Origin of the sequence: Mesorhizobium sp. M0011 (assembly GCF_040324155.1) — a bacterium.
GTDB lineage: Bacteria > Pseudomonadota > Alphaproteobacteria > Rhizobiales > Rhizobiaceae > Mesorhizobium.
Window position 1 is genome coordinate 1 of sequence record NZ_JAMYVQ010000029.1, and the last position, 22986, is coordinate 22986.

The following is a 22986-nucleotide window of genomic DNA, read 5'->3' on the forward strand; positions in this document are numbered from 1 at the left end:
TGTGCGGCGGCGGCCTTGGGGTGGGGTTTGTTTGTTCGGGTTTTGTGGCGGGGGGGGGGGGCCGGCCCCCCCCCCCCGGTGGCGGCCCCCGCCCGGGGGGCCCCGGGCCCCGGCCCCGAGGCCCAGTATCTCATCGCCCTTGTGCAGGACGCTGCCGCGTACGCTCGCCGCCGGCGGCAGAAGGCCGGTGGCGCCGAGCAGCGACACACTCTTGCCCGAGCCCGATTCGCCGACGATGGCGAGTGTCTTGCCTGGCCCGACTCCAAACGAGACGCCATGCACCACGTCCACGCCGCCGAACGCGACGCGCAGATCGGCGACAGAGAAGATGGGCACGCGCGCCTCCTTTTGCCGGTCCGGCCTTGCTACTGCTTGAGAGCGATGTTGGTGATGTCGGCATTCACCGCCAGCGACGACCACACCCAGTTGGCGAGGCGATCGGAAGTGACCACGACCTTGCGCTTCTCGAACAACGGAATCCACGGCAGATCGGCGGAGACGAGCTTGTCGGCCTTCGTCCAGATCGGCCCCGGATCGTCGGAGGGATAGGCCTGTGCCGCGAGCTTGTTGAGTTCCGGATTGCTGTAGCAGATGGCGTGGACGTTGCCGGTGCCGCAAGGTGCCGCGTCCGAATTCAACCAGCCGCCAAGCAGCATGCGCGTGCTCGGTCCCTGCCAATCCGGGGAGAATGTTCCGCCCAGGGAAAGATCCCAACGGCTCTTCGGATCCTGGATGAAGGCGTACCACTGTGTCGGCGGGATCGGGATCAGGTTGAGCGTGATACCCGCTGCTTCCAGATCCTCCTTCAGGGTCACGGCAATCGCTTCGAACTGCGCGTTGCCGCGATAGATGGCGTCGAAGGCGATGCCGTTCGGATAGCCTGCCTCGGCAAGCAATTGCTTGGCCTTGGCCGGATCACCCCTGTAGCCTTCGGTCGGGTACGGGTCGAACTTCTCGAAACCGAGGATGGTCGAGGTGATGATCTGGGTGAGCGGCACGGCGCCGATCGAGCCGGCCTGGGTCTGCGCCAGATGCTCGCGGTTCACCGCATAGGTCAGCGCCTGCCGGACCTTCAGCTTGCGCAGCGCCTCGGCCCCGTCGCTCTTGACCTCCGGCCGCTGGTTGAAGGTGATGAAGTTCGCCGATCCACTGTTCGTCACATGGATGTCGGGGCTCTTCTGCGACAGGAAGCGCTGGATCGTCGGAATGGGCGGGATGTCGAGATAGAGCGACAGATCGGCCTCACCGGCGATGATCTTCTGGACGACGCTGTCCTCGCTGTTGGCGGTGAAATCGATGTCGATCTCATCGGCATAGGCCTTGCGCGCCTGGTCGGACTCCGGCTTGAAATTCTTTGCCTTCTTCAGGACCAGCTTCTGACCCTGCTCGTAGGTGTCGACATAGTAAGGGCCGCTGGACGGCAGGTTCTTGCGCGACTCCAGCGAGTCCGGGAAATATTTGGACGCGATCTCAGGCGCCACCGGCGACACGAAATTCATCGAAAGGATGTTGAGGAAGTCGTAGTTCTTGGTGTCCGACTTGATGACCAGCGTGTGCTCGTCGGGAGCCGAGACGCCGGCAATCTCGTGCGTGTCGGTGAAAGCCTTGGTCGCCGCGAGATCGCCTGTCGGCACTTTCGCGAATTCCTTGCAATAGTCGACGAAGCCGGAGATCACGAGGTTGAAATAGTTGATGGCGGCGACCTGCTTGTTGGGATCGCAGAAGCGCTTGACGCCATAGACGAAATCGCTGGCGACGATCTTGCGCTCGAGGCTGCCGGAGAAGAACACGTCGTCCTTCAAATGGAAGGTGTAGACCTTGCCGTCGTCGCTGATGTCCCAGGACTTGGCGAGATCCGGCACGAGCGTGGTGTCCTCCTTGAGGCCGGCTGGCGAGCCGGGATAGGTCACCAGCTGGCGCGTTGTTGCGCGCAGGATTTCCCAGGAATCGATGCTGTAGCCGGTGAGCGGATCGAACGCATCGAGATCGGACTGGATCGAAGCAATGCGCAGGACCCCACCAGGCTTCAGATCTTCCGCCTGCGCGGATGAACCAAGAACATAAATCGACAGAATGCCACCTGCAATTCCCAATAGTAACTTACGCGCAACATGTGTTGTCATTACTTCTCTCCGATTATAAATAATTCTTCAAAATACCATTGCATTTAGCGAGAATAATTTTGAGATAAAATTACCCATTTTTCAAACACACTTTCAAAATACATTTTATATTAGCTCCGCCTGTCAAAACATTGTTCCGGAATGAGGCAAGGCCGGCGCCGTGAACAGCGTGTCGAGCGTTTCGACCGCAGCCCGGTCGAAGTCGCCGAGGCGCCCCGTCTGCGCGAGCTGCCACCACTTCACGCCGCCGAGATAGGCCGCCGAAACCGCGGCCACGTCCGTCACCACGGCGGCGGACAGATTGGTGCGCTCGGCTCCTTCTGGCGAGAGGCGCAGCCTGGTCGCGTTCTCGGGCAGGATGGCATCGGAGACTTCCAGCACGACGCTGCCCTGCCCGGCATAGGACCGGGCTGTTAGAGCCTTTTCAGCGTCCAGGAGCCGCAGCCATGTTTCGTCGCGCGCCGCCGAAACGCGAACGCTTCGAAAATCCTCGAACAGCCACGGCAGCAGATCGTCCGCGGGACGGCTCCAGAAGACGATGCGATGCGGCAGGTCGACCGCCAGCAGATGTGCGACCAGCGCGACATAGGCGGCCGGACTGTAGGCCACGATATCATCGACCACGATGGTGCGTTCCGAGCTGGTGAACCAGCTGTCGAGGCCGACAGGGTGATAGCGCACGAACCCGGTTTCCGAACCCTTGTCGCCGTGAACGGCGACGTAGTTAGGCGTGCCGCTGTGCGTCTGGCGCAACGCCTGAAAATCCCACCAATAGGCCGAGCGTGTGATGACGCCCGCGCGCGAAACAGGCTGACCCGCGTAGATGCGCGCCTGTATCGCCCAGGCATCGTCGCTGTCGATCAGCCGAATCTTGTCGGAGTACGTCAGCCCTGCCCGCAGGCGCGCGCGCTGGGTGTCGACTTCCAGGCTGACAGAAGTATTGGCGATCGCATAGCCAAAGTTGCCGTAGATGCGCGCGTCGGAGGCCCGCAAGGTGGCCGCCGCCTCGCCCTGTTCGCGCGCGGCGCGCAGCTGCGCCTTGAACAGCGCCGTGGCGGCGCCACGCCGCGTATGGGTGGGCAGCACGCCGACATGGGTGACCGCGGCCTGCGGCAACCAGGCGCCGCCGGGAACCGCGATCCGTCCCGAATAGGAGTCGGTTGTGCCAACGAGCGTCTCGCCGTCGAAGGCGCCCCAGGTGCGATCCGGCTCGAACAGTCTGTCGATCAGCGCGTCGTCGATCGGGCCGAGCGGCGGCAGGCCGACCATGGCCGTGCGGAAGGTGCGTGCGGCCTGCGCGAGTTCGGCCTTCCCGGTCAGCAGGCGCACATCCGATATCATGATGCCTTCCGCGTGGGCACGGCTTCAGGCTTGTGCGCTTCCGGCTGCGGCGGCTGCGCATAGGTTCGCGGTCTCGGCAGCGTTTCGGCCAGCAGATATGTGCCGACCTCGCGCGCCCGGTAGGAGACCGGATCGTGGACGGTATGGGTGCGCGCGTTGCGCCAATAGATGTCGAGGCCATATTTGTTGGCCGTCGAGCGCGCGCCCGTCGCTTCGAAGATGCGCGCCGTCACGTCGAGCACGACGTCGTTGGCGACGATCTTGCCCTGGTCGATGATCGTTGCGAGTTCGCCCCATTGCTGCGCCGTCACCGACGCTCCGGCATGCAGTGCCGCCTCGTAAAGCGCCGCGGCCTTGTCGGCGATTGCTATGCCCGCCGCAATGCCGGCGGATAGCCGGCCGAACAGCACCAGATGGTAGGGATCGTCGATCGCCCGTTCCAGCCCGGACTCCGGCCAGGGCCGGCCGAAGCGGCGGACATGATCGGCGGCGGCGGCAAGAGCGCCCTCGGCGATGCCGAGATAGAAATTGATGAAGATGAGCTGGCTGAACAGGACGCGCAGGCCGTCGCGCAATTCGACATCGCCCTCATAATCGTCGAGGGCGCTGAGCAGCTCATCCTCGAAGACTTCGACACGGTCGAAAATGACACTGCCGCTCGCCGTCAGTCTCTGGCCGAGATTGTCCCAGTCGCCGCCGAAGCTGATGCCCTGGCGCGTCGGCGGGATCTGATAGTGAGCGCGTTTGCCGTTGTCCCAGAGGCTGACGGTGATGACTTGGGCCACCGAGGCGCCGGTTGCGAAGGTGCGTCTGCCGTTCAGGAAGCGGCGGTCGCCGACATGCTCGATCTCGTTCCACTGGTCGCGCGGGTTGCTGACGCCGCCCTGGAACCAGCCTTGTGCGCCGACGCCACGCGCCGTCTTTTCCCACTGCTGACGCGTGCCGAGAATGTAAGTCCAGACACCGTTGGAATAATGATACGCGATCAACTGTCCGATCGAGCCGTCGGCGGCCGCGATGATGCGGCTGATCTTGAGCGCCTGGACGAGGTTTGCGCCGGCGCCGCCGAATTCGCGTGGCGCAGCCAAGCCGAGCAGGCCGCTGTCGCGCAGCAGCGCCAGTTCTTCCACCGGGTCCTTGTTCGCCCGGTCGCGTTCGAGCGCCGTTGCCGCGAGTTGCTGCGCCACGTCGCGGGCCTTCTCGGCCCAGGTCTCGAATTCGGCGTCGCTGAGGCCCGGATAGATCTGAATGTCCGACATTGTCTTCTCGTCATGCTCCATTGTCGCGTCCACCTGAGGCCGCACATGTTTCAGGCTGCGAGCAGCCCCTTCGATTTCAAGACCGCCAGCGCGCCTTCGGCGAAATGATAGGCTTCCTCGACATGCGGCTGGCCCGACAGGATGAAGTGGTCGAAGCCGACGGCGTGGTACTCCTCGATGAGGGACGCGACCTGCTCGTGGCTGCCGACGATCGCCGTGCCGGCGCCGCCGCGAACCAAGCCGTAGCCGGCCCACAGATGCGGCGATATTTCGAGATCGCGCACGCTGCGCGCGGTGAGCGCCGCGGTGCCGCTGTCGCTATGCAACGCGTTCATCCGGCGCTGGCCGGCCGATTCCGTGCGCGCCAGGATTGCCTGCGCCTGCGCGATCCGCTCCGGCGTCAGTCTCTCCAGCAGCCTCTCGGCCTCCTCCCAGGCCTGCGCCTCGGTATCGCGACTGATGACATGCAGGCGTATGCCGAAGCTTAGTTTGCGGCCCTGCGCGGCGGCGAGTTCCCGCACATGGCCTATCCGGGCAGCCTCGGTTGCCGGGCTCTCGCCCCAGACCAGATAGGTGTCGACATGGCGCGCGGCGACCGCTTGCGCAGCACCACTTGCGCCACCGAAGAAGATATCGGGAAGCGGCCATTTGCCGAAATCGATCTGGGCGCCTTCGATGTCATAGTGCTTTCCCCTGAAATCGAAGCGCCGGCCCGAACCGGCTGGCAGGACCACGCCGCGCAGGATCTCGAGGAACTCTCCCGTGCGTTCATAGCGCTGGTCGTGGCCGAGATGATCGCCGAAGCGTTTCTGCTCCCGCGGATCGCCTCCGGTGACGACGTTGAGCAGCAGCCGCCCACCCGATATGCGCTGAAGGGTCGCCGCCTGGTGGGCGACCAGCGTCGGCGAGATCAGGCCGGGACGGAAGGCGACGAGGAACTTCAACCGCGTCGTGACCTGCGCCAGTGCTGCCGTGACTATCCAGGCATCCTCGCACCAGGTTCCGGTCGGCGTCAGCACGGCTTCGAAGCCTAACGTCTCCGCGGTCTTGGCGACCAGCGAGAGATAATCGAGGCTCGCTTCCCGAAACCGCGATCGTGACGGGCCGTTGCCGAGATGGGAATCATCGCCAGAGCCGACGATTTCCCGGCTGTCGCCGTTGGTCGGCAGATACCAGTGGAGATGGATGCCGCTCACTCGGCCGCCTCGACGATGGTACCCCAGTTCGAGCGGTCGCGTGCGGCTGTTCCCGGGTGGTCGTCGCGCAGCAGCCGCTGGCCCGCTCCCTGGAAGCGCTCGCGGATCGTGGTGCCGGGCGCGCCACGTTCCCGGATGCGACCCCGCCGCCGCAGCTCCGGGACGACGAATTCGATGAAGTCCTCGAACGTGCCCGGACTGACGACATAGGCCAGGTTGAAGCCGTCGACGCCGGATTCATCGGCGATGCGTTCGAGCTCGTCGGCGATCCTCTGCGGTGAGCCGACCAGCTTGGGATGGATGCCGCCGAGCCCGATATACTCGGCGATCCCGGCCACGGTCCAGCGCCGGTCGGCATCGATCCGCGTCAGATTGGCAAGGGCTGAACGGCCGGCATTTGTCTCGATATATTCGAGCGGGTGGTCGAGTGGGTATTGCGACCAGTCGACGCCGGTCCATGCCGAAAACAGCGCCAGGGCCGCTTCGACACTGGTGTAGGATAGATAGTCCTTGTGCTTGGCCTCGGCCTCTTCGTCCGTGGCTCCGGTGATGACGGTGACCGCGGTGATAAACTTTATCGCATCCGGCGCCCGTCCGAGTTCGACGGCGCGGGCACGGATCGCCTCGACCGAGCGGCGGATGGAGGCCGTGCTGGTGCCGCCGAGGAACACCACCTCGCCGTTGCGAGCAGCGAATTCGCGCCCGCGCGGCGAGGTTCCCGCCTGGAACAGAAGCGGCGTGCGCTGCGGACTGGGCTGCGCGAGATGCGCGCCGGGCACGGAGAAATATTTGCCGTGATGGCCGATCGGATGGACTTTGGAAGGGTCGGTGTAGAGCCCCTTCTCGCGATCGTGCACGACCGCCCCGTCCTCCCAGGATCCCTCCCAGAGCTTGTAGGTGACATCCAGGAATTCCTGCGCCAGATCGTAACGCTCGTCATGGTCGATCTGGCGCTCCAGGCCGAGATTCTTCGCCGCCGATTCCAGAACCGAGGTGACGACGTTCCAGGCGATGCGGCCCTTGGTCAGATGATCCAGCGTGGTGAACTTGCGGGCCAGGAGATAGGGCTGCTCGTAAGTGGTCGACACGGTGATGCCGAAGCCGAGATGCCTGGTGGCGGCGGCCATTGCCGAGACCAGCAGCAGCGGGTCGTTGACCGGCGACTGGGCTGCGGTGCGCAGCGACGCATCCGGTGTCCCCCGGAAGACATCGAGGTGGCCAAGCGCGTCAGCGAGGAACAGCGCGTCGAAGCCGCCGTCGTCGAGCAGCTTGGCCAGCGAGGTCCAGTATTCGAGGCTGGTGTAGGTGTTGGCGCGGTCGCTCGGATGACGCCAGAGGCCCGCCGACACGTGACCGACCACGGTCATACCGAAGCCGTTGAGGATGAGAGGCTTGACCGCCTTATGGGTGGAACTTGCCATGCTTCGGCTCACGAATAGTAGGTTGGCGGCGGCACACGGCCGTTAAGCGCGAAGTCACCGACTTCCAGCACCTTGTAGTGGACGGGATCATGCAGGCTGTGGGTGCGGACGTTGCGCCAGTAGCGGTCGAAGCCGAACGAGCGCGCCGTCGAGCGGGCGCCGGTGAGCTCGAATATCCGCGACGTCACTTCTAGGGCGACCTCGGTCGAATGCACCTTCGACTGGTAGGCGATTGCCGCGGCATGGCCACGCTCTTCCGCGGTGAGATCCCTGCCTCGCTCGAAGGCGCGCTGCACGGCCTCGCCGGCGGCGTCCGCGAGCGCCTGCGCGGACGCCAGCGCGATCGAAAGCCGGCCGAAGCGCTCGACAACCAGCGTGTCCTCGGAGGCTTTCTTTGCCGGCGAGGACAGCCATGGCCTGCCGCGTTGGGTGATGTAATCCCTGGCGTCTTCCAGGGCAGCAAGGGCGGTGCCGAGATAAAGTTCGCCGAAGGCTGCATGAACGATCGGCACATGCAGCGTGGCATGCGGCGGATGAACCGTATCATCAGGCCAATGCCCGACCAGATCGTCGGCGGATGCGGCGACATTTTCGAGCGCCGCACTGCCGCTCACCGTCAGCCTCTGGCCGATATTGTCCCAGTCATTGCCGAAGCTGAGGCCTGACGTGGGGTTGGCGACGATGAACTGGCCGATATGACCGCTGGCATCGGTGCCGGCGATCCGCGTGCTCCCGGCAAAGCGCACCCAGACCTGCAACGTGTCGGCCACTTGTGCACCACTGGTGAAAGGCTTGGCGCCGTTGAGCACGAAACCGCCGTCCACCTGCCTCGCCTCGACAAGCGGCTCATAGGCGGCCTGCGCGATGCCGGCATGAAACCAGCCCTTGGAGAGAAAGCCTTGAAGCCGTCTTTCGATCAGGGACTTGTTGTCGCCGTCCAATCCGATTGCCGTGCCGAAGAGATGGTAGATGACGATCTGGGCTATCGATGTATCGCCCCTGGCCAGGATGCGGACGATCCTGAGCACTTCGGCCGGCGTCGCGCCACCGCCGCCAAATCGCTTCGGAATATAGATCGTCAGCAGGCCGGCCAGACGCAAAAGGTCTATCTCGGCATGCGGGGCGGCCCCGGCCAGATCGCGCGCTGCAGCTGTTCGCTTGAGTTCGCGCACGACCTCCTCGGCCTTCTCGGCCCAGCCTTGGAAATCGCTGCGCTGTTCATGCTGAACGGTGGCGTGGATGGTCATGATGCCAAAGCCTCCGGCTGACGGCCCTGCGAGAAAGCGTGTTGCGCCGCCGGATGATCGGCGGGCACCCGGTTGTCACGCCCGAAGAGCCTGGACCGCAGCGAGGGACCGACATCCTCGCGAATTCGTCCGCGCTTCCGCAGCTCGGGAACGACGTGGGCGGAGAAATCGATGAAGCTGCCGGGGCTGACCACATGCGTCAAATTGATGCCGTCGGTGTCGGTGGCTTCCAGCCATTGCTCGAGCTCGTCGGCAACGGTCTTGGGGCCGCCGACAAAGGACTTGCCGCGCCCGAAACCGCCCTCCGGCGAGAACGCCTGGCGCAAGGTCCACTGGCGGCCCGACGACGGGTCATCGAACATGCGCAGCAGGGAACGGTTGGAATCGGTTTCGGTGTAGCGGATAGGCTGGTCGAGATCGTGCCTGGAAAAATCGATGCCGGTCGTTGCCGAATAATGCACCAGCGCGCCTTCGACATCGTAGTGCGACCTGTAGTCAGCGAGCTTGGCGGCCGCGGCGGCGTCGGTTTCATCCGTGATCACCGAGACCGCGGATATGAACTTGATGCTGCCTGGAGCCCTGCCTTCATCGCGGGCAAGCCGCTTCACCTCAGCGACATTGCGGCGGATGCCATCGACATCGGCGCCGGCGACAAAGACCACCTCCGCGTGACGAGCGGCAAAGCGCTGGCCGCGCGGCGAACCGCCCGCCTGGAACAGCACCGGCACCCTCTGCGGACTGGGCTCCGAGAGATGCGGACCCGGAACGTTGAAGTAGCGACCGGAATGAACGATCGGATGGACCTTTTCCGGATCGGTATAGAGACCGTCCGGGTTGGCGGCGCTGCCGCGATCACGCACCAGGGCACCGTCTTCCCAGGAACCCTGCCAGAGCTTGTAGGCGACATCCATGAACTCGTCGGCGATCTCGTAGCGCTCGTCATGCGCCACCTGCCTGTCGAGACCGAGATTGCGCGCCGCGCTGTCGAGCTGCGAGGTGACGACGTTCCAGGCGATCCGCCCCTTGGTGAGATGATCGAGCGTGGTGAATTTGCGCGCCAGCAGATATGGCTTTTCGTAGGTCGTCGAAACGGTGACGCCGAAACCCAGCCGGCTTGTCGCGCCGGCAAGCGCTGAGACCAGCAACAGCGGATCGTTGACGGGGGACTGCACGCCCTTTGCCAGCGAGGCGTCGTACCCACCGCCATAGACGTCGAGAAGGCCCAGCGCGTCGGCGATGAACAAGCAATCGAAGCCGCCCTCCTCCAGTGCTTTGGCAAGCTCGATCCAGTAGTCGAGCTCGGCATGTCGATAGGCCTGGTCGGCCGGATGACGCCAAAGGCCGTAGGCGACATGGGAGACGGCATTCATGGTGAAGCCATTGAGAATAATAGGAGATTTTGCCATATGACCACCCAGACAAACGCGCTCAGCACGGGATCGATCTTTGTCTATGGATTTAGTGTAATTCAAAGCATCGCGCGTGGAGATTTTTCCTAAAGATCGCGGTGTTTGTGACAATCCATTACTGGATGGTGTCGAAGCGGCCAGTCTCGAGCCGCATCACCAAGGTTGTCGTCAAGCCATGCGGACAATCCATGCCCAGCTTCGCCGAACTGCGGCAGCGCATGGCTGCCCTGCGCGATGCGACCCAGGGCGTTTCTCATCAATGTGGCATACAAGCACCGCGGGAGTGCAAAACCGGCGCGATAGTTTCAGATTCTGCCAGCCGAATTGAGGGAACCACTCAAGCCAGTTCGAACCGCTCGATGGCGCGCATGATGCCACGCAGCTCGGCGAGGCCTTTCAGCCGGCCGATCAGCGAATAGCCGGGATTGATCCTGGTCTTGCCGATATCGTCGGCGAGCAGATGGCCATGGTCGGGCCGCATCGGAATACGCCAGTCGGCACGGCCCTCCCGGCGGCGGCGCGCCTCTTCCTGCATCAGAGCCAGGATCACATGCGCCATGTCGGTGCCGCCCTCGAGATGCTCGGCCTCGTGGAACGAGCCGTCATCCTCGATGGTGATGTTGCGCAGATGGACGAAATGGATGCGGTCCGCGAACTCCTTGACCATGGCGACGATGTCGTTGTCGGCGCGTGTCCCATAGGAGCCAGTGCAGAACGTCAGGCCGTTGGCGGGGCTGTCGACGGCGTTGAGGATGAAACGCGCATCCTCGGCGGTCGAAACGATGCGGGGCAGGCCATAGAGCGAGAAGGGCGGGTCGTCGGGATGGATGCACATGCGCACCCCCTCCTCTTCGGCCACCGGAATGATCTCGCGCAGGAACCAGGCAAGGTTGTCGCGCAGCTCCTTTGGTCCGATCGCGTCGTATTCCGCCAAGGCCTCGCGAAAACTGTCCCTGTTATAACTGCGCTCGGTTGCCGGCAGGCCGGCGATCAGGTTGCGCTCGATCCTGTCGATAGCTTCGCTGCTCAATTCCTTCAGCCGCGCTTCCGCCTCGGCGATGCGGGCGGGGGTATAGCCGGCCTCGGCATTGACGCGCTTCAGCACGAACAAATCGTAGGCCGCGAAATCGATGGCGTCGAAACGCAGTGCATAACCGGTCGTGGGAAGCCGATAGGCGAGATCCGTGCGCGTCCAGTCGACCACCGGCATGAAATTATAGCAGACCGTCGCAATGCCGGCCTTGGCGAGCGCGCGGATTGAGTCGCGATAGTAGCCGGCGTAGCGCTCGCGTTCCGGCGTGCCGATCTTGAAGGAGTTGTGGACCGGGATGCTCTCGACCACCGACCATTTCAGGCCGGCGGCCTCGATGACACGCTTGCGCTCCAGAATGCTCTCGAGGGCCCAGGCGCGCCCGTCATAGATATCGTGCAAGGCGCTCACCACGCCGGTCGCACCGGCCTGCCTGACATGATCGAGCGTTACCGGGTCGTTCGGTCCATACCAGCGCCAGCACTGTTCCATTGCCGCTTCCTTCTGCGAGAGAACGGCAACCTATTGTTGGACCACGATGGGTGTCAAACTAGGAACGGTTTCGGACAGCGAATGAAGGAGTTTTCCCAATGAAGGATTTCGACGGCAAGGTGGCTTTGGTGACGGGCACGACCGGGATTGGCCTCGCAACCGCCAGACGCCTCGCTGCAGGGGGTGCTGCGATCGTCGCCTGCGGCATCGACCGCGCGGCCAACGCTGCGCTGAAATGGGAACTGGAAAGCTCCGCAGCCGGGGCGCTGGTCATAGACGCCGACGTCTCCGTGCCCGATCAGGTTCGCGACGCGGTCGCGACTGGCGTCGAGCGGTTCGGCGGCCTCGATATCATCGTCAATTCGGCGGCGGTGCATCCGTACGGAACCGCGACCAGCACCGATTTCGAGACCTGGAACAAGGCGATGTCGGTCAATGTCGGGTCGATCTATCTGACAACGCATTTCGGCATCCCGGAAATGGTCCGAAGGGGCGGCGGCGCCATCGTCAACGTCGCTTCGGTGCAGGGCTTTGCCTGCCAGCAAAACGTCGCCGCCTATGCCACCACCAAGGGCGCCATCCACACGCTGACGCGTGCCCTGGCCCTCGACCATGCGCGCTCGGGCATCCGGGTCAATTCCGTCAGCCCCGGCTCGATCCGCACTCCGATCCTGGAAAAGGCCGCGCGTGGCGACAATGGCAGCGATGCCGATGTAGAGGCCGCCTACAAGCGCTTCGGCGAAGCGCATCCCATCGGGCGCATCGGCGAGCCGGAGGAGGTGGCGGAACTCATCGCTTTCCTGTGTTCGTCGAAGGCCGGCTTCTGCACCGGCGCGGACTACAAGATCGATGGCGGCCTGACCGCCGGCATCGGCGTGAAGTAAATCATGAGGGGTCGGGCGACCGGGAGTCGTTGACGTCCGACTATTTACACTTCGCCATTGAAGGCCGAGACAGGCTGCACGGTGAGCGCGCCCCGGCGCCGCACCCTAGCGAAACTTCGGAAACGCGCCGCCAGCCGGCGCGTTGGCCCAGCTCTGCAAGGTCTGGCCGCCGTCGATCAGCCAATCCACGCCTGTGACGTGCCTCGCCTCGTCGGAGGCCAGGAAAGCCACGGCGGCCGCGACATCGTCCGGCTGGCCGATGCGGCGCAACGGAATGCGGTCGGCGAAATGCTGGACGCTGCTCTTGAATTCGCCGTCGCCGGAAACCGGCACGCCAAGCGTCGTCTCGATCACGCCGGGGCAGATGGCGTTGACGCGTATGCCGTAAGGCGCGGCATCGAGCGCTGCGACCCGCGTCAGGCCGACCACCCCGTGTTTGGAAGCGACATAGCCGGCACCACCCGAAAGGATGTCCCAACCGGCCATGGACGAGCCCATGTTGACGATCGAGCCTTCGGTCCCGGCCTCGATCATCGCCCGAAGCGACGCCTGCAGCACGAGGAAGATGCCGCGCAGATTGATGCGGATGGTCGTATCCCAGTCTTCGACCGGCAGGTCGTGAACGGGAGCGACGACGCCGGAAATTCCGGCATTGTTGAACACCACGTCGAGGCCGCCGAACGCCTCGACGATCGTTGCGACGGCGCGCCGCACATCCGCTTCATCGGTGACGTCAGCCTCGATCGCCAGGGCGTCGTCGCCGAGGGAGCTGGCCAATTGCCGCGCCGCCGCGCCATTGCGGTCGACAATGGCGACCCGCGCGCCTTCGTCAAGGAAACGCCGCACCGCTGCGCTGCCGATCGCGCCGGCGCCGCCGGTGACGAGGACCTTTTTCTGGTCGAACCGTTTCATCCTTCGGTCTCCGGCTTTGGATAGGAACGCCATGAATACTTTGGTTCGAAACCGATCGTTTCGCGCGCATGGACCGTGTCGAGCACGGCGCCGAAGCCGGCGATCGGCCGCGACAGAGCGACATCAGGATAGACCCGGCGCACGAGCGCTTCGGTCTCCTCTTCCATGAATGTGTCGGCGGCGCTCAGGAGGACGCGCAGATGGCCATCGCCTTGCCATTCAAGCGCCCGCAGGAAGCCCTGCCCGGCGTCGCGCGCATCGAGATAGGCCCACAGGTCGCGGGCACTGTCGGCGGTGGCGCGGCGCGGCCCGACGCCCTCGAAAAAAGAACCCGGCGTCTGGATCCACGGCATGCGGATACTGACCGCCGAGAAGGCCCCCCGGCGCACCGCCGCGTCGACGATTTCCTCGCCCAGCCATTTCGACAGGCCGTACGGGTCCTGCGCGCCGACCGGATGGTTCAAGTCGACCGGCAGATAGGGCGGCCGCACAGGTTTCTCGAAAAAGGGATAGCCGAAAACGCTGAAGGACGAGGCATAGACGAAGCGCCTGGCGCCGGCCATGGCAGCTGCCTCGACCACATTGTAGGCGGTCGTGATGTTGGTCTTGAACACCTCGCCGCCGGCCCGGCCGGTCGGCCGCGGAATGGCCGCGACATGCACAACGGCATCGCAATCGCGCACCAGCTGCAGTGTCGATCCCAGATCGGTCAAATCGGCGGTTGCGTGGCGCCATGCGACCTCACCCGGCACCACGGCATCGACACCAAGCACATCGTGGCCGGCCGCAACCAGAGCCTCGGCCACATGGCGGCCAAGCAGGCCGCTGGCTCCGGTGACGATGGTTTTCATATCTCGGCCTCGGCTCCGCAATTAAGCGGCTTGAATATTGTTGATGGTCATACAAATCGAGCACATGCCTGACAAGCGTTGTCAAGGCCATTTCGCGATGGACAAATAGCGCATACGCTTGTCGGAGCGCGGTGCGCAAGGCCGACCAGCACGCTTTGCGTCGAACGGGATTGACTTGGCATCCGCTAGGGTTTTTTGTATGAGCATCAACGATCGGTCAAAGGAGCTCGCCATGTCCGTGGACAGTTTTTCCTCACATCGGCACGATGACGCGGTGCGCCTCGATCCACGCCGTGTAGCCGTTATCGTCATCGATATGGTCAATGAGTTCTGCAAGCCCGGCGGGGCCATGGTCCTGCCTGGGTACGAGACGCTGGTCGCGCCGCAACTGGCCGTGATCGAGGCCGCGCGCGCCGCCGGCGTGCCGGTGATCTGGGTCCATGACAGCCACCGGCCGGGCATGCGACGCGAGCGCGAATGGCTGAAGCGCACACCGCATTGCCTGGATGGAAGCTGGGGGCCGGAGATCATCGAGGATCTCGGCGCCCGCGATGACGAGATCCATGTGATCAAGCGGCGCTACTCGGCCTTCTTTCAAACCGACCTCGACCTGACGCTGAAAGACATGCAGACCGATCAGTTGATCATCTTCGGCGTGGTCACCAACATCTGTGTGCGCTCGACCGTCCATGATGCCTTTTTCGAGGGCTATGAGGTGGTGGTGCCAAGCGATTGCTGCGCGGCGACGGGACCACGCGAGCAGGAAAGCTCGCTCTATGACATAGCGACCCATTTCGGCGTGGTCAGCGATTCGGCTGATGTCGTCGCAGCCCTCCGCGACGGGAGGTCGCTTCAACCAGCGGAGGTCGCGGCTTGAGCTTTTTTCAAACCGGCGACATCCAAGACAGCGGCGATAGGAGTCCGGTGTGACGACTGAAAAGAAACCGCAATCCGAAAAAGGCGCGACGCCGAAAACGCCGAGCGGCTATGCACCCCCGAGCCGCGAGCAAGTGCTGCAACAATACGCCGAGACCGGCTATGAATTGGACCGCCACCCGGCGCACGTCATCCGCCGGGCGCATCAGCGCGCGACGTTGCGCTTCCAGCAGGTGATGGCCGGCGAAGACCTTTCGCCAACGCAATTCGCGGCGCTCGCCACGATCCTCAAGCATGGCGAAGTCTCGCAGAACCATCTCGGCCGGCTGACGGCGATGGACCCGTCGACCATCAGCATCGTCATGCGCAAACTGCTCAAACACGGGCTGATCACGCGCAGCGCCTCCGAAACCGACCAACGCCTGACGATGATCGCGCTGACCGGCAAAGGGACCGACTATACGCTGGAGCGGCTCGAACGCAGCGTCGAGGTCGGGCGGCGGTTCCTGTCGCCGCTCTCACCGGCTGAGCAGGCGACGCTGCTTCGCCTGCTCCAGCGCATCAACGACGACGACCCATCGAATGGCGACGGCGGCAAATAAGCCGCGTCCAGTCCTTTTTTCCATAACAGCAAAAGTGAGAACCGATGTCGTCCGACTCCCAGTCGTCTGCCAACACGCTCGTCGTCCGCAATATCGGTCTCATGCTGAGTGGCGATCTCGCACAACCGATCATCGACGCCGACACCATCGTCGTGAGCGATGGACGCATCACCAGCATTGGCAAGGCAGGCGACATTGATGGCGGCAGCGCGGCGACGATCATCGATGCGATGGGCTGTGCGGTCTCGCCGGGTCTTATCGATAACCACGCCCATCCGGTGGCCGGCGACTGGACGCCTCGGCAGAACCAGATCGGCTGGATGGATTCGACTGTGCATGGCGGCGTCACCACCATGATCTCGGCGGGTGAAGTCCACACGCCGGGCCGACCGCGCGACCTTGTCGGGCTGAAGGCGCTGGCGATCGCTGCCCAACGCACCTTCTCCAACTTCCGTCCGAACGGCATGAAGATCCTGGCCGGGGCACCGATCCTGGAACCCGGCCTTACCGAGGAAGACTTCCGCAGTCTCGCCGAGGCCGGCGTGACGCTTGTCGGCGAGGTCGGACTTGGCGGCGTCAAGGACGGGCCGACCGGCCGGCAGATGATCGCCTGGGCGCGCAAATACGGCATGACCTCGATGACCCACACGGGCGGTCCATCCCTGCCCGGCTCCGGCCGCATCGGCGCGGATGTCGTGCTGGAGGTCGACGCCGACATCGTCGCGCACGTCAATGGCGGGCCAACCGCCCTGCCCGACGCGGAAATACGGCAGATCTGCGAGAAGGGCTCGAGGGCGCTTGAAATCGTCCATAACGGCAATTTGCGCACCGGACTGTTCGTGCTCGACCTGGCAAGGCAGCGCGGCGAACTTTCGCGCGTCATCCTCGGCACCGACAGCCCGGCCGGATCCGGCGTGCAGCCGCTCGGCATCCTGCGAACCCTGACCATGCTGGCTTCGCTGGGTGGTATCGCGCCGGAAGTGGCGTTCTGTCTTGCCAGCGGCAACACGGCGCGTGTGCGCGGACTGGATGATCGCGGCATCATCGAGGCCGGTCGCGCCGCCGACCTGATCTTCATGGATCAAGCGATCGGCGGTGCCGGCGACGGGCTGCTCGACAGCGTGGCGCTGGGCAATCTTCCAGGCATTGGAATGGTCGTCATCGACGGCGTGGTGCGGACCGGCCGGAGCAGAAATACGCCTCCGGCGATGCGGGTGCCGGAAGTCCTGGCGGCCTGACGGTCAGCCGACGCCGTCAATCCCGACAATCTTGTCCTTGGTCAGCCCGCCGACGCGCGGGTGCGGCCTGCCGGAATCGGTGACGGCGATAGCGACGACGATCTCGTCGGCCCGCGGTGCGTCGGGAACACGAACCTCCATGCCGTCGAAATGGCTGCGCACCCGCGCCGCATCCTTGTGACCGAGCGGAATATCGAGCGGCACGCCGAGGCCGCCGCGCTTCTTCGATGAAGGAATGAGCGCGGCCCCCTTGCCGAGCACATCGCGGAACGGGGCACCGAGCTTTGGATGAAGGATGGCGGCGGCATGTTCGAGCTCACCGTCGGCGCCGACGGCGGCGGCCTTGCCGAAGCTCTCGACCCGGTCGCCGGCAATGCCCAGAGCAGCGACGGCGCGCTTGGGCAAGATATCTCCCAATGCTTCGCCTATGGCGCTCAGTGCCGACAGGTCCTCGACGTAGGTACCCGCATAGGGGTTGCGGATCACCGCGATGGCTGCGGCACGCCGCGTCGGCGGATCGACGGGCCGCCCGCCTTCGATCCGGGTTTCCTCGACGATGGTGATGATACGGCGGATTTCCGGGTTCATCGCAATCCGTCCCCGCCCTTTTTGGCGGCGGCGCAATGGCCCCCGACCCGTGCATGAACGCGTGCGCCGGTGGTCATCGCCAGGATGACGGCCATTTCGTCGCCGCGCGGCGCATCGGCAATGCCGATCTCGATCGCATCGAAATGGCTGCGCACATAGGAGGCGTTTATGTGCGTGATCGGGATATCGATGCGCGTTCCGGGGCCGCCGACCTTCTTGGTCGAAGGCACGATCGCCTTGGCATTGCCGAGCAGTTCACGCATCGCATAGCCGCCCGGATTATGCCAGAGCGCGCCGTGTTCAAGCTCGCCGGCGGCGCCGACTATGGCACCCTTGCCATAGCCTTCGATGGCCTGGCCGCCTTCACCAATGGCGTCGATCAGGCGCCGAGCCATATCGAGACCGAGCGGCTTCAGGTCTTCCATGAAGCCAGTGATCTCTTCGACATAACGTCCGGCAAAAGGGTTGGCGATGACCGCGACGACCGCGCCCCGCTTGAGCGGGCGTGCCGCGTGGGGTCCGCCCTCATGGAATATCTCTTCGACCTGAACCAGAAATTTCCTGACCACCACAGCCGGCATCGTTCGCTTCCTTCATCCCGTCGTTCATAAAAACTCATTAGAGTATCAACAATTATGCCCATGGACATTTGTCAAGCGCAGACGTCGAGCAAGTGGGCGAAGGGCCAAGAAAACTGCATCGGATGACGATTGACAGCCTGTTAAGCCGCTCCTAAACTCATATGACCATCAACGAACTCGCCGTTGTCCCGGCGGACACGTGGGGATGGTCAAAGCGTGGCTTCAAAAGCTGAAAAAAGCTGAAGGGGAATGACATGAAAAGGGCGCTCAAGAGTTTATTTCTGGCCGGCACGATGCTTGCCATTTCGTTCGGACCGGCCGCGGCACAGGCCAAGGTTTCCGTGGCCGCCATCTCGGGATATTTTGCCCAGGGCTTCGGCGTTTCGATCGTCAACGGCCTCAACAAGGCCAAGACCGATTTCGGCATCGACCTCAAGCTGGTCGACACCGGCAATCGCGCGCTCGACTACCAGCAGCAGTTCGAGAATCTTGCCAAGGGCAAACAGTACGACCTCATCTTCGTGATGGGCTGGGAGCTGGTGGACTCGCTGCAAAAGGTCAGCGCCGAATATCCTGACCAGCGCTTCGTGTTCATCGATGGCGTCCTCGACAACCCCAAGATGATCTACGCCAATTTCGCCGAGGAGCAGGGATCCTTCGTCGCCGGCGCGCTTGCCGGCATGATCGAAGCCAAGGGCACCGCCTTCGACAAGATCGGCGACGGCAAGGCGATCGGCTTTGTCGGTGGCCGAGATATCCCGGTGATCCGCAACTTCCTGGGCGGCTACGAGCAAGGCGCCAAATATGCCGCGCCCGACGTCAAGGTAAACTCCGTCTTCGCCGGAACCTTCGACGACCCGGCCAAGGGAAGCGAACTTGCCCAGGCGCTTTACGGCCAAGGCTCCGACATTGTCTACAACGTCGCCGGCCCGACGGGTGAAGGCGTGATGCAGGCAAGTGCCGCGGTCGACAAATATTCGATCGGCGTCGACATCGACATGTGTGGCTCGGCTCCCGGAAATGTGCTCGCCAGCATGCTGAAGCGCGGCGACATCGCCGTCTACACGCTGATCAAGGACGAGGTCGAGGGCCGCAAGATCACCGCCGGCACCCGCACTTTCGACCTCGCCTCGGGCGGTGTCGAGGTCAAGGTCTGCGATGACATCGCCGCCAAGATCCCGGCAGAGATGACCGCCAAGCTCGATGAGATCAAAAAGGGCATCGTTGACGGCAAGATCGTGATCGCCAAGGCAAAATAAGCCAACAACAGCGCCTCCCTCCCAAGAAAGCGCTACACTGATCCGCCGCGGCTTGCCGCGGCGGATCAGTGTCCAATCTGCGAGAGCCACGTTGTCGAACACGCCGGGGTCGCCGACCCTCCACAGCAATGCCGCGATGGCCGTCGAGTTGACTGGCATCACCAAGCGTTTTGGCGCATTCGTCGCCAATGACGGCATCGACCTTGCGGTCCGCTGCGGCGAGATCCACGCCATCATCGGCGAGAACGGTGCCGGCAAGACGACGCTGATGAACATCCTGTTCGGCCTCTTGCAGCCGGACGAAGGCTCGATCCGGCTGAACGGTGAAGAGATCGTGATCGCCGACCCGTCCGTGGCGATAAAGGCCGGCCTCGGCATGGTTCACCAGCATTTCAAGCTGGTTCCCTCGCTCTCGGTTGCCGACAACGTCTTTCTCGGTATGGAAATCCGTCGCCATGGGCTGATCGACCACGCCGCACAAATTGCGCGCACGCGCGACCTGTCGAAGCGCTTCGGCTTGCAGGTCGATCCGACCGAGCGCGTCGGGCTGCTCTCGGTCGGCATAGAGCAACGCATCGAAATCCTGAAGGTCCTGGTGCGCGGCGCGCGCACCATCATCCTCGACGAACCGACCGCCGTGCTGACGCCGCAGGAGAGCCGTGAGCTGTTCCAGACGCTGCGCAGCTTCGTGGGCGAGGGCATGACGGTGGTCTTCATTTCGCACCACCTGGAAGAGGTGATGGAAGTGTCCGACACGGTGACGGTGCTGCGCAATGGCAGGAAGGTGGCGACCCGACCGACGGCCGAGCTCAGCAGGGACGAGTTGGTGCACATGATGGTCGGCCGCGAGGTCAGCTTCGACCGCCGGGCGCGTGCGTCGCTGCACGGCGATGTAGTGCTCGAAGTGAAGGATCTGTGGGCGCGCGACGATCGCCTGCTGCCGGCCCTTCGCAACGCCAGTTTCACGGTCCGCTCCGGCGAGGTGGTGGGGATCGCGGGTGTGGCCGGCAATGGACAGACGGAACTGGCGGAAGTGCTTTCGGGCTTGCGGCCGGCAAGCCATGGCGGGGCGTGGCTGAAGGGCCGGAATCTCACCGCTCTCTCCCCCGCCGCGAACCGCCAGGCAGGCCTCGCCCATGTTCCAGGCGACCGCATGGTGCGCGGGGTCGATCGCAACGCTTCGATAGCGGCCAACACCCTGATGGGCCGCCAGCATCGCGCACCATGGAGCCGCGGCGGCATGCTCAACTGGAATGCCATAAATCAAAACGCCGAAACGCTGATCAAGAGCTTCGATATTCGCGCGCGCGGACCGAGCGATGCGGTCAAGCGGCTTTCGGGCGGAAACATCCAGAAGGTCGTTCTGGCACGCGAATTCACCAACGGCGCCGATTTCCTGCTGATCGACCAGCCGACGCGCGGCGTCGACATCGGCGCCCAGGAGGCCATTCATGACGAGATCATGCGCCAGCGCGCCGCCGGCCGCGCGATCCTGCTGATTTCCGTGCAGCTGGACGAACTGGCCGCCCTTGCCGACCGCATCCTGGTGATGTTCAACGGGCGGATCATGGGCGAGGTCGCCGGCGACGATGCCGACGAGGAGCGCATTGGCATGATGATGGCAGGCGTGGCCGCGCCGGAATTTGCCGCGGAGACCGCATCATGACAGACCATTTGCGTGCCGTTTCCGGCCAGGTGATCGCCATCGGCGTGGCGCTGCTGATGGGCGCGATCATCATCCTCATGGTTGGCGAAAGCCCGATGCGTGTGTTCATGACACTGTTGCGCGGCGCCTTCGGCGATCAGGAGAAGATTGCCGGGACCTTGCTGCAGACGACGCCGATCCTGATCTGCGGTGTCGCTGCGTGCATCGGCCTGCGCGGCGGCATGTTCAACGTCGGCATCGAGGGCCAGCTGTTCCTCGGCGGCTTCGCCGCCGCCTGGGTCGGCTTTGCCATGCCCCTGCCCGCGGGCATTCACACGCTGGCCGCGCTTGCGCTCGCGGTCGTGGCAGGCGCGGCCTGGGTCGCCATCCCCGCCTACTTCCGCGCCCGCTACAACACCAACGAGGTCGTCTCGACGATCCTGTCGAACTACGTGGCGGTGCTGCTCACGTCCTATTTCACCATCTTCCTGTTCAAGCGGCCGGGTGGCTGGTCGGAGACGCCGCCGATCCTGGCGACTTCCTATCTGCCGGAGATCTTCACCTTTTCGCGGTTGAACTGGGGCCTGGTCATTGGCCTGGTGCTGGCGGTCGGCGCAGCCCTTGTCTTCCGCTACACCAAATGGGGTTACAGCGTCACGATGGTCGGTTCGGCGCCGAAATTCGCCGAATATGGCGGCGTCAACGTGAAACGGCAGGGTTTCCTGGTCCTGCTGCTTTCGGGGGCCGTCGGCGGGCTGGCCGGCGGCGTCGAGACGCTCGGCGTCCATCACCGCTTCATGGAAGGATTTGCCCCCGGTTTCGGCTTCGACGGGCTGATCGCCGCCCTGCTTGCCAATGGCTCGCCTGTCGCCACCGTCTTCACCGCACTGTTCTTCGGCGCCCTGCGCAACGGATCGCTGCTGCTCGAGGTCGATACCAGCGCATCACGCGAGATCATCACCGTGATCCAGGCGCTGATCATCCTCAGCGTCTCGGCCCAGGTGCTGGTGAGAAAGCGCGGCGACAGCCAGGCAGGGGAGCGGCGATGGAAATTCTAGACAAGCTCATCAACGTCGCGCTGATCGCGGCGACGCTTCGCACCACCGCGCCGATCCTTCTGGTCGCGCTTGGCGGCTCGTTCACCACCAAGGCCGGCATCTTCAACATCGGCCTCGAGGGGCAGATGCTGGTCGGCGCCTTCTTCGCCGTCCTTGGTTCGATCTGGACGGGTTCCGCACTGGCGGGCGTCGCCTGCGGCGTTGCGGCGGCGCTTGTCTTCGCCCTGATTTTTGCTGTCCTGGTGGTGAGCTTCAAGGCGAATGAAGTGGTCGTCGGGCTGGCGCTCAACATCCTGGCCGGCGGCATGACGATCTCGCTGATGAAAGCGATCTTCGGCACGCGCGGCTCGATCGTCGGCCACGGCATCGTCGGCCTGCCGAAAGTCCAGCTGCCCGGTGCCCGCGACCTTCTCGGCTCATGGGCGCCGCTGATCTCCGGCTTCACGCCGCTCGTCTATGTCGCCTTCATCGCCGTGCCGCTGCTGGTCGTCTGCTACAAGCGGACGCGGCTCGGCCTCTATATCCGCGTCGTCGGCGAAAAGCCGGAAGCCGCCGAGGCGCTCGGCATCTCGATCACCCGCGTCCGCTACATCGCGTCCCTGCTGTGCGGATTGCTGGCGGGCCTCGCCGGCGCTCATCTGTCACTCGGCTACATCACCATGTTCACGGAAAACATGTCTTCGGGCCGTGGTTTCATGGCGGTGGCGATCCTGATCTTTTCCAACGGCGATCCGCTGAAGGTGCTGGCCGGCTGCCTGCTGTTCGGCTTCGCCGATGCTTTTTCGTTGCGCCTGCAGACGTTCGGCTATCCGTCCTACCTGGTTCTCACCGTCCCTTATGTCGTCGCGCTGATCGCATTGTTCGCGCTGTCCTACCGGGCGCGCCCGAGGATTATCGCGGAGACGCTGGAATCGATGCGGAAGCTGCTGTCGGTAGACAAGAACACTGAACCCGGCCGCAAAAATCCCCAGTGA

The 22986-nt window shown here is 64.0% G+C and carries 21 protein-coding genes; 8 read left to right on the forward strand and 13 right to left on the reverse strand.

The features are described from left to right. From NKK51_RS25475 to uxuA, 9 genes are all read right to left on the reverse strand, one after another. On the reverse strand, nt 1–483 hold a 483-nt coding region (locus tag NKK51_RS25475; protein WP_352554981.1), incomplete at its 3' end, for an ATP-binding cassette domain-containing protein. After that, nucleotides 366–2123, reverse strand: coding sequence for an ABC transporter substrate-binding protein (locus NKK51_RS25480; RefSeq protein ID WP_352554982.1), 1758 nt, complete (start codon nt 2121–2123; stop codon nt 366–368). The genes NKK51_RS25475 and NKK51_RS25480, both read right to left, overlap by 118 nt. Nucleotides 2124–2246: 123 nt before the next feature. Beyond that, the gene (locus NKK51_RS25485) at nt 2247–3464 is read right to left on the reverse strand and encodes a GNAT family N-acetyltransferase (protein WP_128302608.1); all 1218 of its coding nucleotides are present in this window, start codon (nt 3462–3464) and stop codon (nt 2247–2249) included. Beyond that, the gene (locus NKK51_RS25490) at nt 3461–4723 is read right to left on the reverse strand and encodes an acyl-CoA dehydrogenase family protein (protein WP_352554983.1); all 1263 of its coding nucleotides are present in this window, start codon (nt 4721–4723) and stop codon (nt 3461–3463) included. Before NKK51_RS25490 ends, NKK51_RS25485 begins: the two co-directional genes overlap by 4 nt. 50 nt (nt 4724–4773) lie before the next feature. Further along, entirely contained in the window at nt 4774–5919 is a 1146-nt protein-coding gene (locus NKK51_RS25495; RefSeq protein WP_032908642.1) for an LLM class flavin-dependent oxidoreductase, read from the reverse strand. Beyond that, a complete protein-coding gene (locus NKK51_RS25500) occupies nt 5916–7340 on the reverse strand; it encodes an LLM class flavin-dependent oxidoreductase (RefSeq protein ID WP_023809091.1) in 1425 nt (474 codons plus the stop codon). Before NKK51_RS25500 ends, NKK51_RS25495 begins: the two co-directional genes overlap by 4 nt. Nucleotides 7341–7348: 8 nt before the next feature. Further along, entirely contained in the window at nt 7349–8587 is a 1239-nt protein-coding gene (locus NKK51_RS25505) for an acyl-CoA dehydrogenase family protein (RefSeq protein ID WP_352554984.1), read from the reverse strand. Next, nucleotides 8584–9993, reverse strand: a complete 1410-nt coding sequence (locus NKK51_RS25510; RefSeq protein ID WP_352554985.1) for an LLM class flavin-dependent oxidoreductase — start codon at nt 9991–9993, stop codon at nt 8584–8586. Before NKK51_RS25510 ends, NKK51_RS25505 begins: the two co-directional genes overlap by 4 nt. A 340-nt stretch (nt 9994–10333) precedes the next feature. Next, nucleotides 10334–11518, reverse strand: coding sequence for a mannonate dehydratase (gene uxuA / locus NKK51_RS25515; protein ID WP_023809095.1), 1185 nt, complete (start codon nt 11516–11518; stop codon nt 10334–10336). A gap of 98 nt (nt 11519–11616) precedes the next feature. Between uxuA and NKK51_RS25520 the strand changes: the two genes are divergently transcribed. Further along, complete coding sequence (locus tag NKK51_RS25520) at nt 11617–12402, forward strand: SDR family NAD(P)-dependent oxidoreductase (RefSeq protein ID WP_023809096.1); 786 nt, start codon at nt 11617–11619, stop codon at nt 12400–12402. Between the two features lie 105 nt (nt 12403–12507). Here the strand turns inward: NKK51_RS25520 and NKK51_RS25525 are convergent, their stop codons facing one another. Together NKK51_RS25525 and NKK51_RS25530 are read right to left on the reverse strand one after the other, a co-directional pair. After that, nucleotides 12508–13314, reverse strand: coding sequence for an SDR family NAD(P)-dependent oxidoreductase (locus tag NKK51_RS25525; protein ID WP_023809097.1), 807 nt, complete (start codon nt 13312–13314; stop codon nt 12508–12510). Further along, nucleotides 13311–14165 (reverse strand): NAD-dependent epimerase/dehydratase family protein, encoded by an 855-nt coding sequence (locus NKK51_RS25530; protein WP_023809098.1) that lies wholly within the window; start codon nt 14163–14165, stop codon nt 13311–13313. The genes NKK51_RS25525 and NKK51_RS25530 overlap by 4 nt, the downstream gene beginning before the upstream one ends. Before the next feature lie 232 nt (nt 14166–14397). On the opposite strand from NKK51_RS25530, the gene NKK51_RS25535 reads away from it, so the two are divergent. From NKK51_RS25535 to NKK51_RS25545, 3 genes are read left to right on the forward strand one after another with little or no spacing between them, the layout of a single operon-like run. After that, nucleotides 14398–15042, forward strand: coding sequence for a cysteine hydrolase family protein (locus NKK51_RS25535; RefSeq protein ID WP_352554986.1), 645 nt, complete (start codon nt 14398–14400; stop codon nt 15040–15042). Between the two features lie 49 nt (nt 15043–15091). Beyond that, on the forward strand, nt 15092–15643 hold the full coding sequence (locus NKK51_RS25540; RefSeq protein ID WP_352554987.1) for a MarR family winged helix-turn-helix transcriptional regulator: 552 nt from the start codon (nt 15092–15094) through the stop codon (nt 15641–15643). A 44-nt stretch (nt 15644–15687) separates the two neighbouring features. Further along, a complete protein-coding gene (locus NKK51_RS25545) occupies nt 15688–16881 on the forward strand; it encodes an amidohydrolase family protein (RefSeq protein WP_023809101.1) in 1194 nt (397 codons plus the stop codon). A 3-nt stretch (nt 16882–16884) separates the two neighbouring features. Here the strand turns inward: NKK51_RS25545 and NKK51_RS25550 are convergent, their stop codons facing one another. Both NKK51_RS25550 and NKK51_RS25555 read right to left on the reverse strand, forming a co-directional pair. After that, a complete protein-coding gene (locus NKK51_RS25550; RefSeq protein WP_023809102.1) occupies nt 16885–17469 on the reverse strand; it encodes an amino acid synthesis family protein in 585 nt (194 codons plus the stop codon). Next, a complete protein-coding gene (locus NKK51_RS25555; RefSeq protein WP_352554988.1) occupies nt 17466–18050 on the reverse strand; it encodes an amino acid synthesis family protein in 585 nt (194 codons plus the stop codon). The genes NKK51_RS25550 and NKK51_RS25555 overlap by 4 nt, the downstream gene beginning before the upstream one ends. 254 nt (nt 18051–18304) lie before the next feature. Here NKK51_RS25555 and NKK51_RS25560 point away from each other — a divergent pair, with 254 nt between their 5' ends. The 4 genes from NKK51_RS25560 (at nt 18305) to NKK51_RS25575 (ending at nt 22986) form a co-directional block, all read left to right on the forward strand. Beyond that, nucleotides 18305–19309, forward strand: a complete 1005-nt coding sequence (locus NKK51_RS25560; RefSeq protein WP_013530296.1) for a BMP family lipoprotein — start codon at nt 18305–18307, stop codon at nt 19307–19309. Between the two features lie 136 nt (nt 19310–19445). Continuing rightward, nucleotides 19446–20975 (forward strand): ABC transporter ATP-binding protein, encoded by a 1530-nt coding sequence (locus NKK51_RS25565; RefSeq protein ID WP_502902497.1) that lies wholly within the window; start codon nt 19446–19448, stop codon nt 20973–20975. Continuing rightward, a complete protein-coding gene (locus NKK51_RS25570) occupies nt 20972–22012 on the forward strand; it encodes an ABC transporter permease (RefSeq protein WP_352554990.1) in 1041 nt (346 codons plus the stop codon). The genes NKK51_RS25565 and NKK51_RS25570 overlap by 4 nt, the downstream gene beginning before the upstream one ends. Then, nucleotides 22000–22986, forward strand: coding sequence for an ABC transporter permease (locus NKK51_RS25575; protein ID WP_352554991.1), 987 nt, complete (start codon nt 22000–22002; stop codon nt 22984–22986). Before NKK51_RS25570 ends, NKK51_RS25575 begins: the two co-directional genes overlap by 13 nt.

Coding starts and splice junctions, on each gene's coding strand:
- NKK51_RS25480 (WP_352554982.1), bottom strand. CDS start 2,123: ATGACAACACATGTTGCGCGTAAGTTACTATTGGGAATTGCAGGTGGC.
- NKK51_RS25485 (WP_128302608.1), bottom strand. CDS start 3,464: ATGATATCGGATGTGCGCCTGCTGACCGGGAAGGCCGAACTCGCGCAG.
- NKK51_RS25490 (WP_352554983.1), bottom strand. CDS start 4,723: ATGTCGGACATTCAGATCTATCCGGGCCTCAGCGACGCCGAATTCGAG.
- NKK51_RS25500 (WP_023809091.1), bottom strand. CDS start 7,340: ATGGCAAGTTCCACCCATAAGGCGGTCAAGCCTCTCATCCTCAACGGC.
- NKK51_RS25505 (WP_352554984.1), bottom strand. CDS start 8,587: ATGACCATCCACGCCACCGTTCAGCATGAACAGCGCAGCGATTTCCAA.
- NKK51_RS25510 (WP_352554985.1), bottom strand. CDS start 9,993: ATGGCAAAATCTCCTATTATTCTCAATGGCTTCACCATGAATGCCGTC.
- uxuA (WP_023809095.1), bottom strand. CDS start 11,518: ATGGAACAGTGCTGGCGCTGGTATGGACCGAACGACCCGGTAACGCTC.
- NKK51_RS25520 (WP_023809096.1), top strand. CDS start 11,617: ATGAAGGATTTCGACGGCAAGGTGGCTTTGGTGACGGGCACGACCGGG.
- NKK51_RS25525 (WP_023809097.1), bottom strand. CDS start 13,314: ATGAAACGGTTCGACCAGAAAAAGGTCCTCGTCACCGGCGGCGCCGGC.
- NKK51_RS25530 (WP_023809098.1), bottom strand. CDS start 14,165: ATGAAAACCATCGTCACCGGAGCCAGCGGCCTGCTTGGCCGCCATGTG.
- NKK51_RS25535 (WP_352554986.1), top strand. CDS start 14,398: ATGTCCGTGGACAGTTTTTCCTCACATCGGCACGATGACGCGGTGCGC.
- NKK51_RS25545 (WP_023809101.1), top strand. CDS start 15,688: ATGTCGTCCGACTCCCAGTCGTCTGCCAACACGCTCGTCGTCCGCAAT.
- NKK51_RS25550 (WP_023809102.1), bottom strand. CDS start 17,469: ATGAACCCGGAAATCCGCCGTATCATCACCATCGTCGAGGAAACCCGG.
- NKK51_RS25555 (WP_352554988.1), bottom strand. CDS start 18,050: ATGCCGGCTGTGGTGGTCAGGAAATTTCTGGTTCAGGTCGAAGAGATA.
- NKK51_RS25560 (WP_013530296.1), top strand. CDS start 18,305: ATGAAAAGGGCGCTCAAGAGTTTATTTCTGGCCGGCACGATGCTTGCC.
- NKK51_RS25565 (WP_502902497.1), top strand. CDS start 19,446: ATGGCCGTCGAGTTGACTGGCATCACCAAGCGTTTTGGCGCATTCGTC.
- NKK51_RS25570 (WP_352554990.1), top strand. CDS start 20,972: ATGACAGACCATTTGCGTGCCGTTTCCGGCCAGGTGATCGCCATCGGC.
- NKK51_RS25575 (WP_352554991.1), top strand. CDS start 22,000: ATGGAAATTCTAGACAAGCTCATCAACGTCGCGCTGATCGCGGCGACG.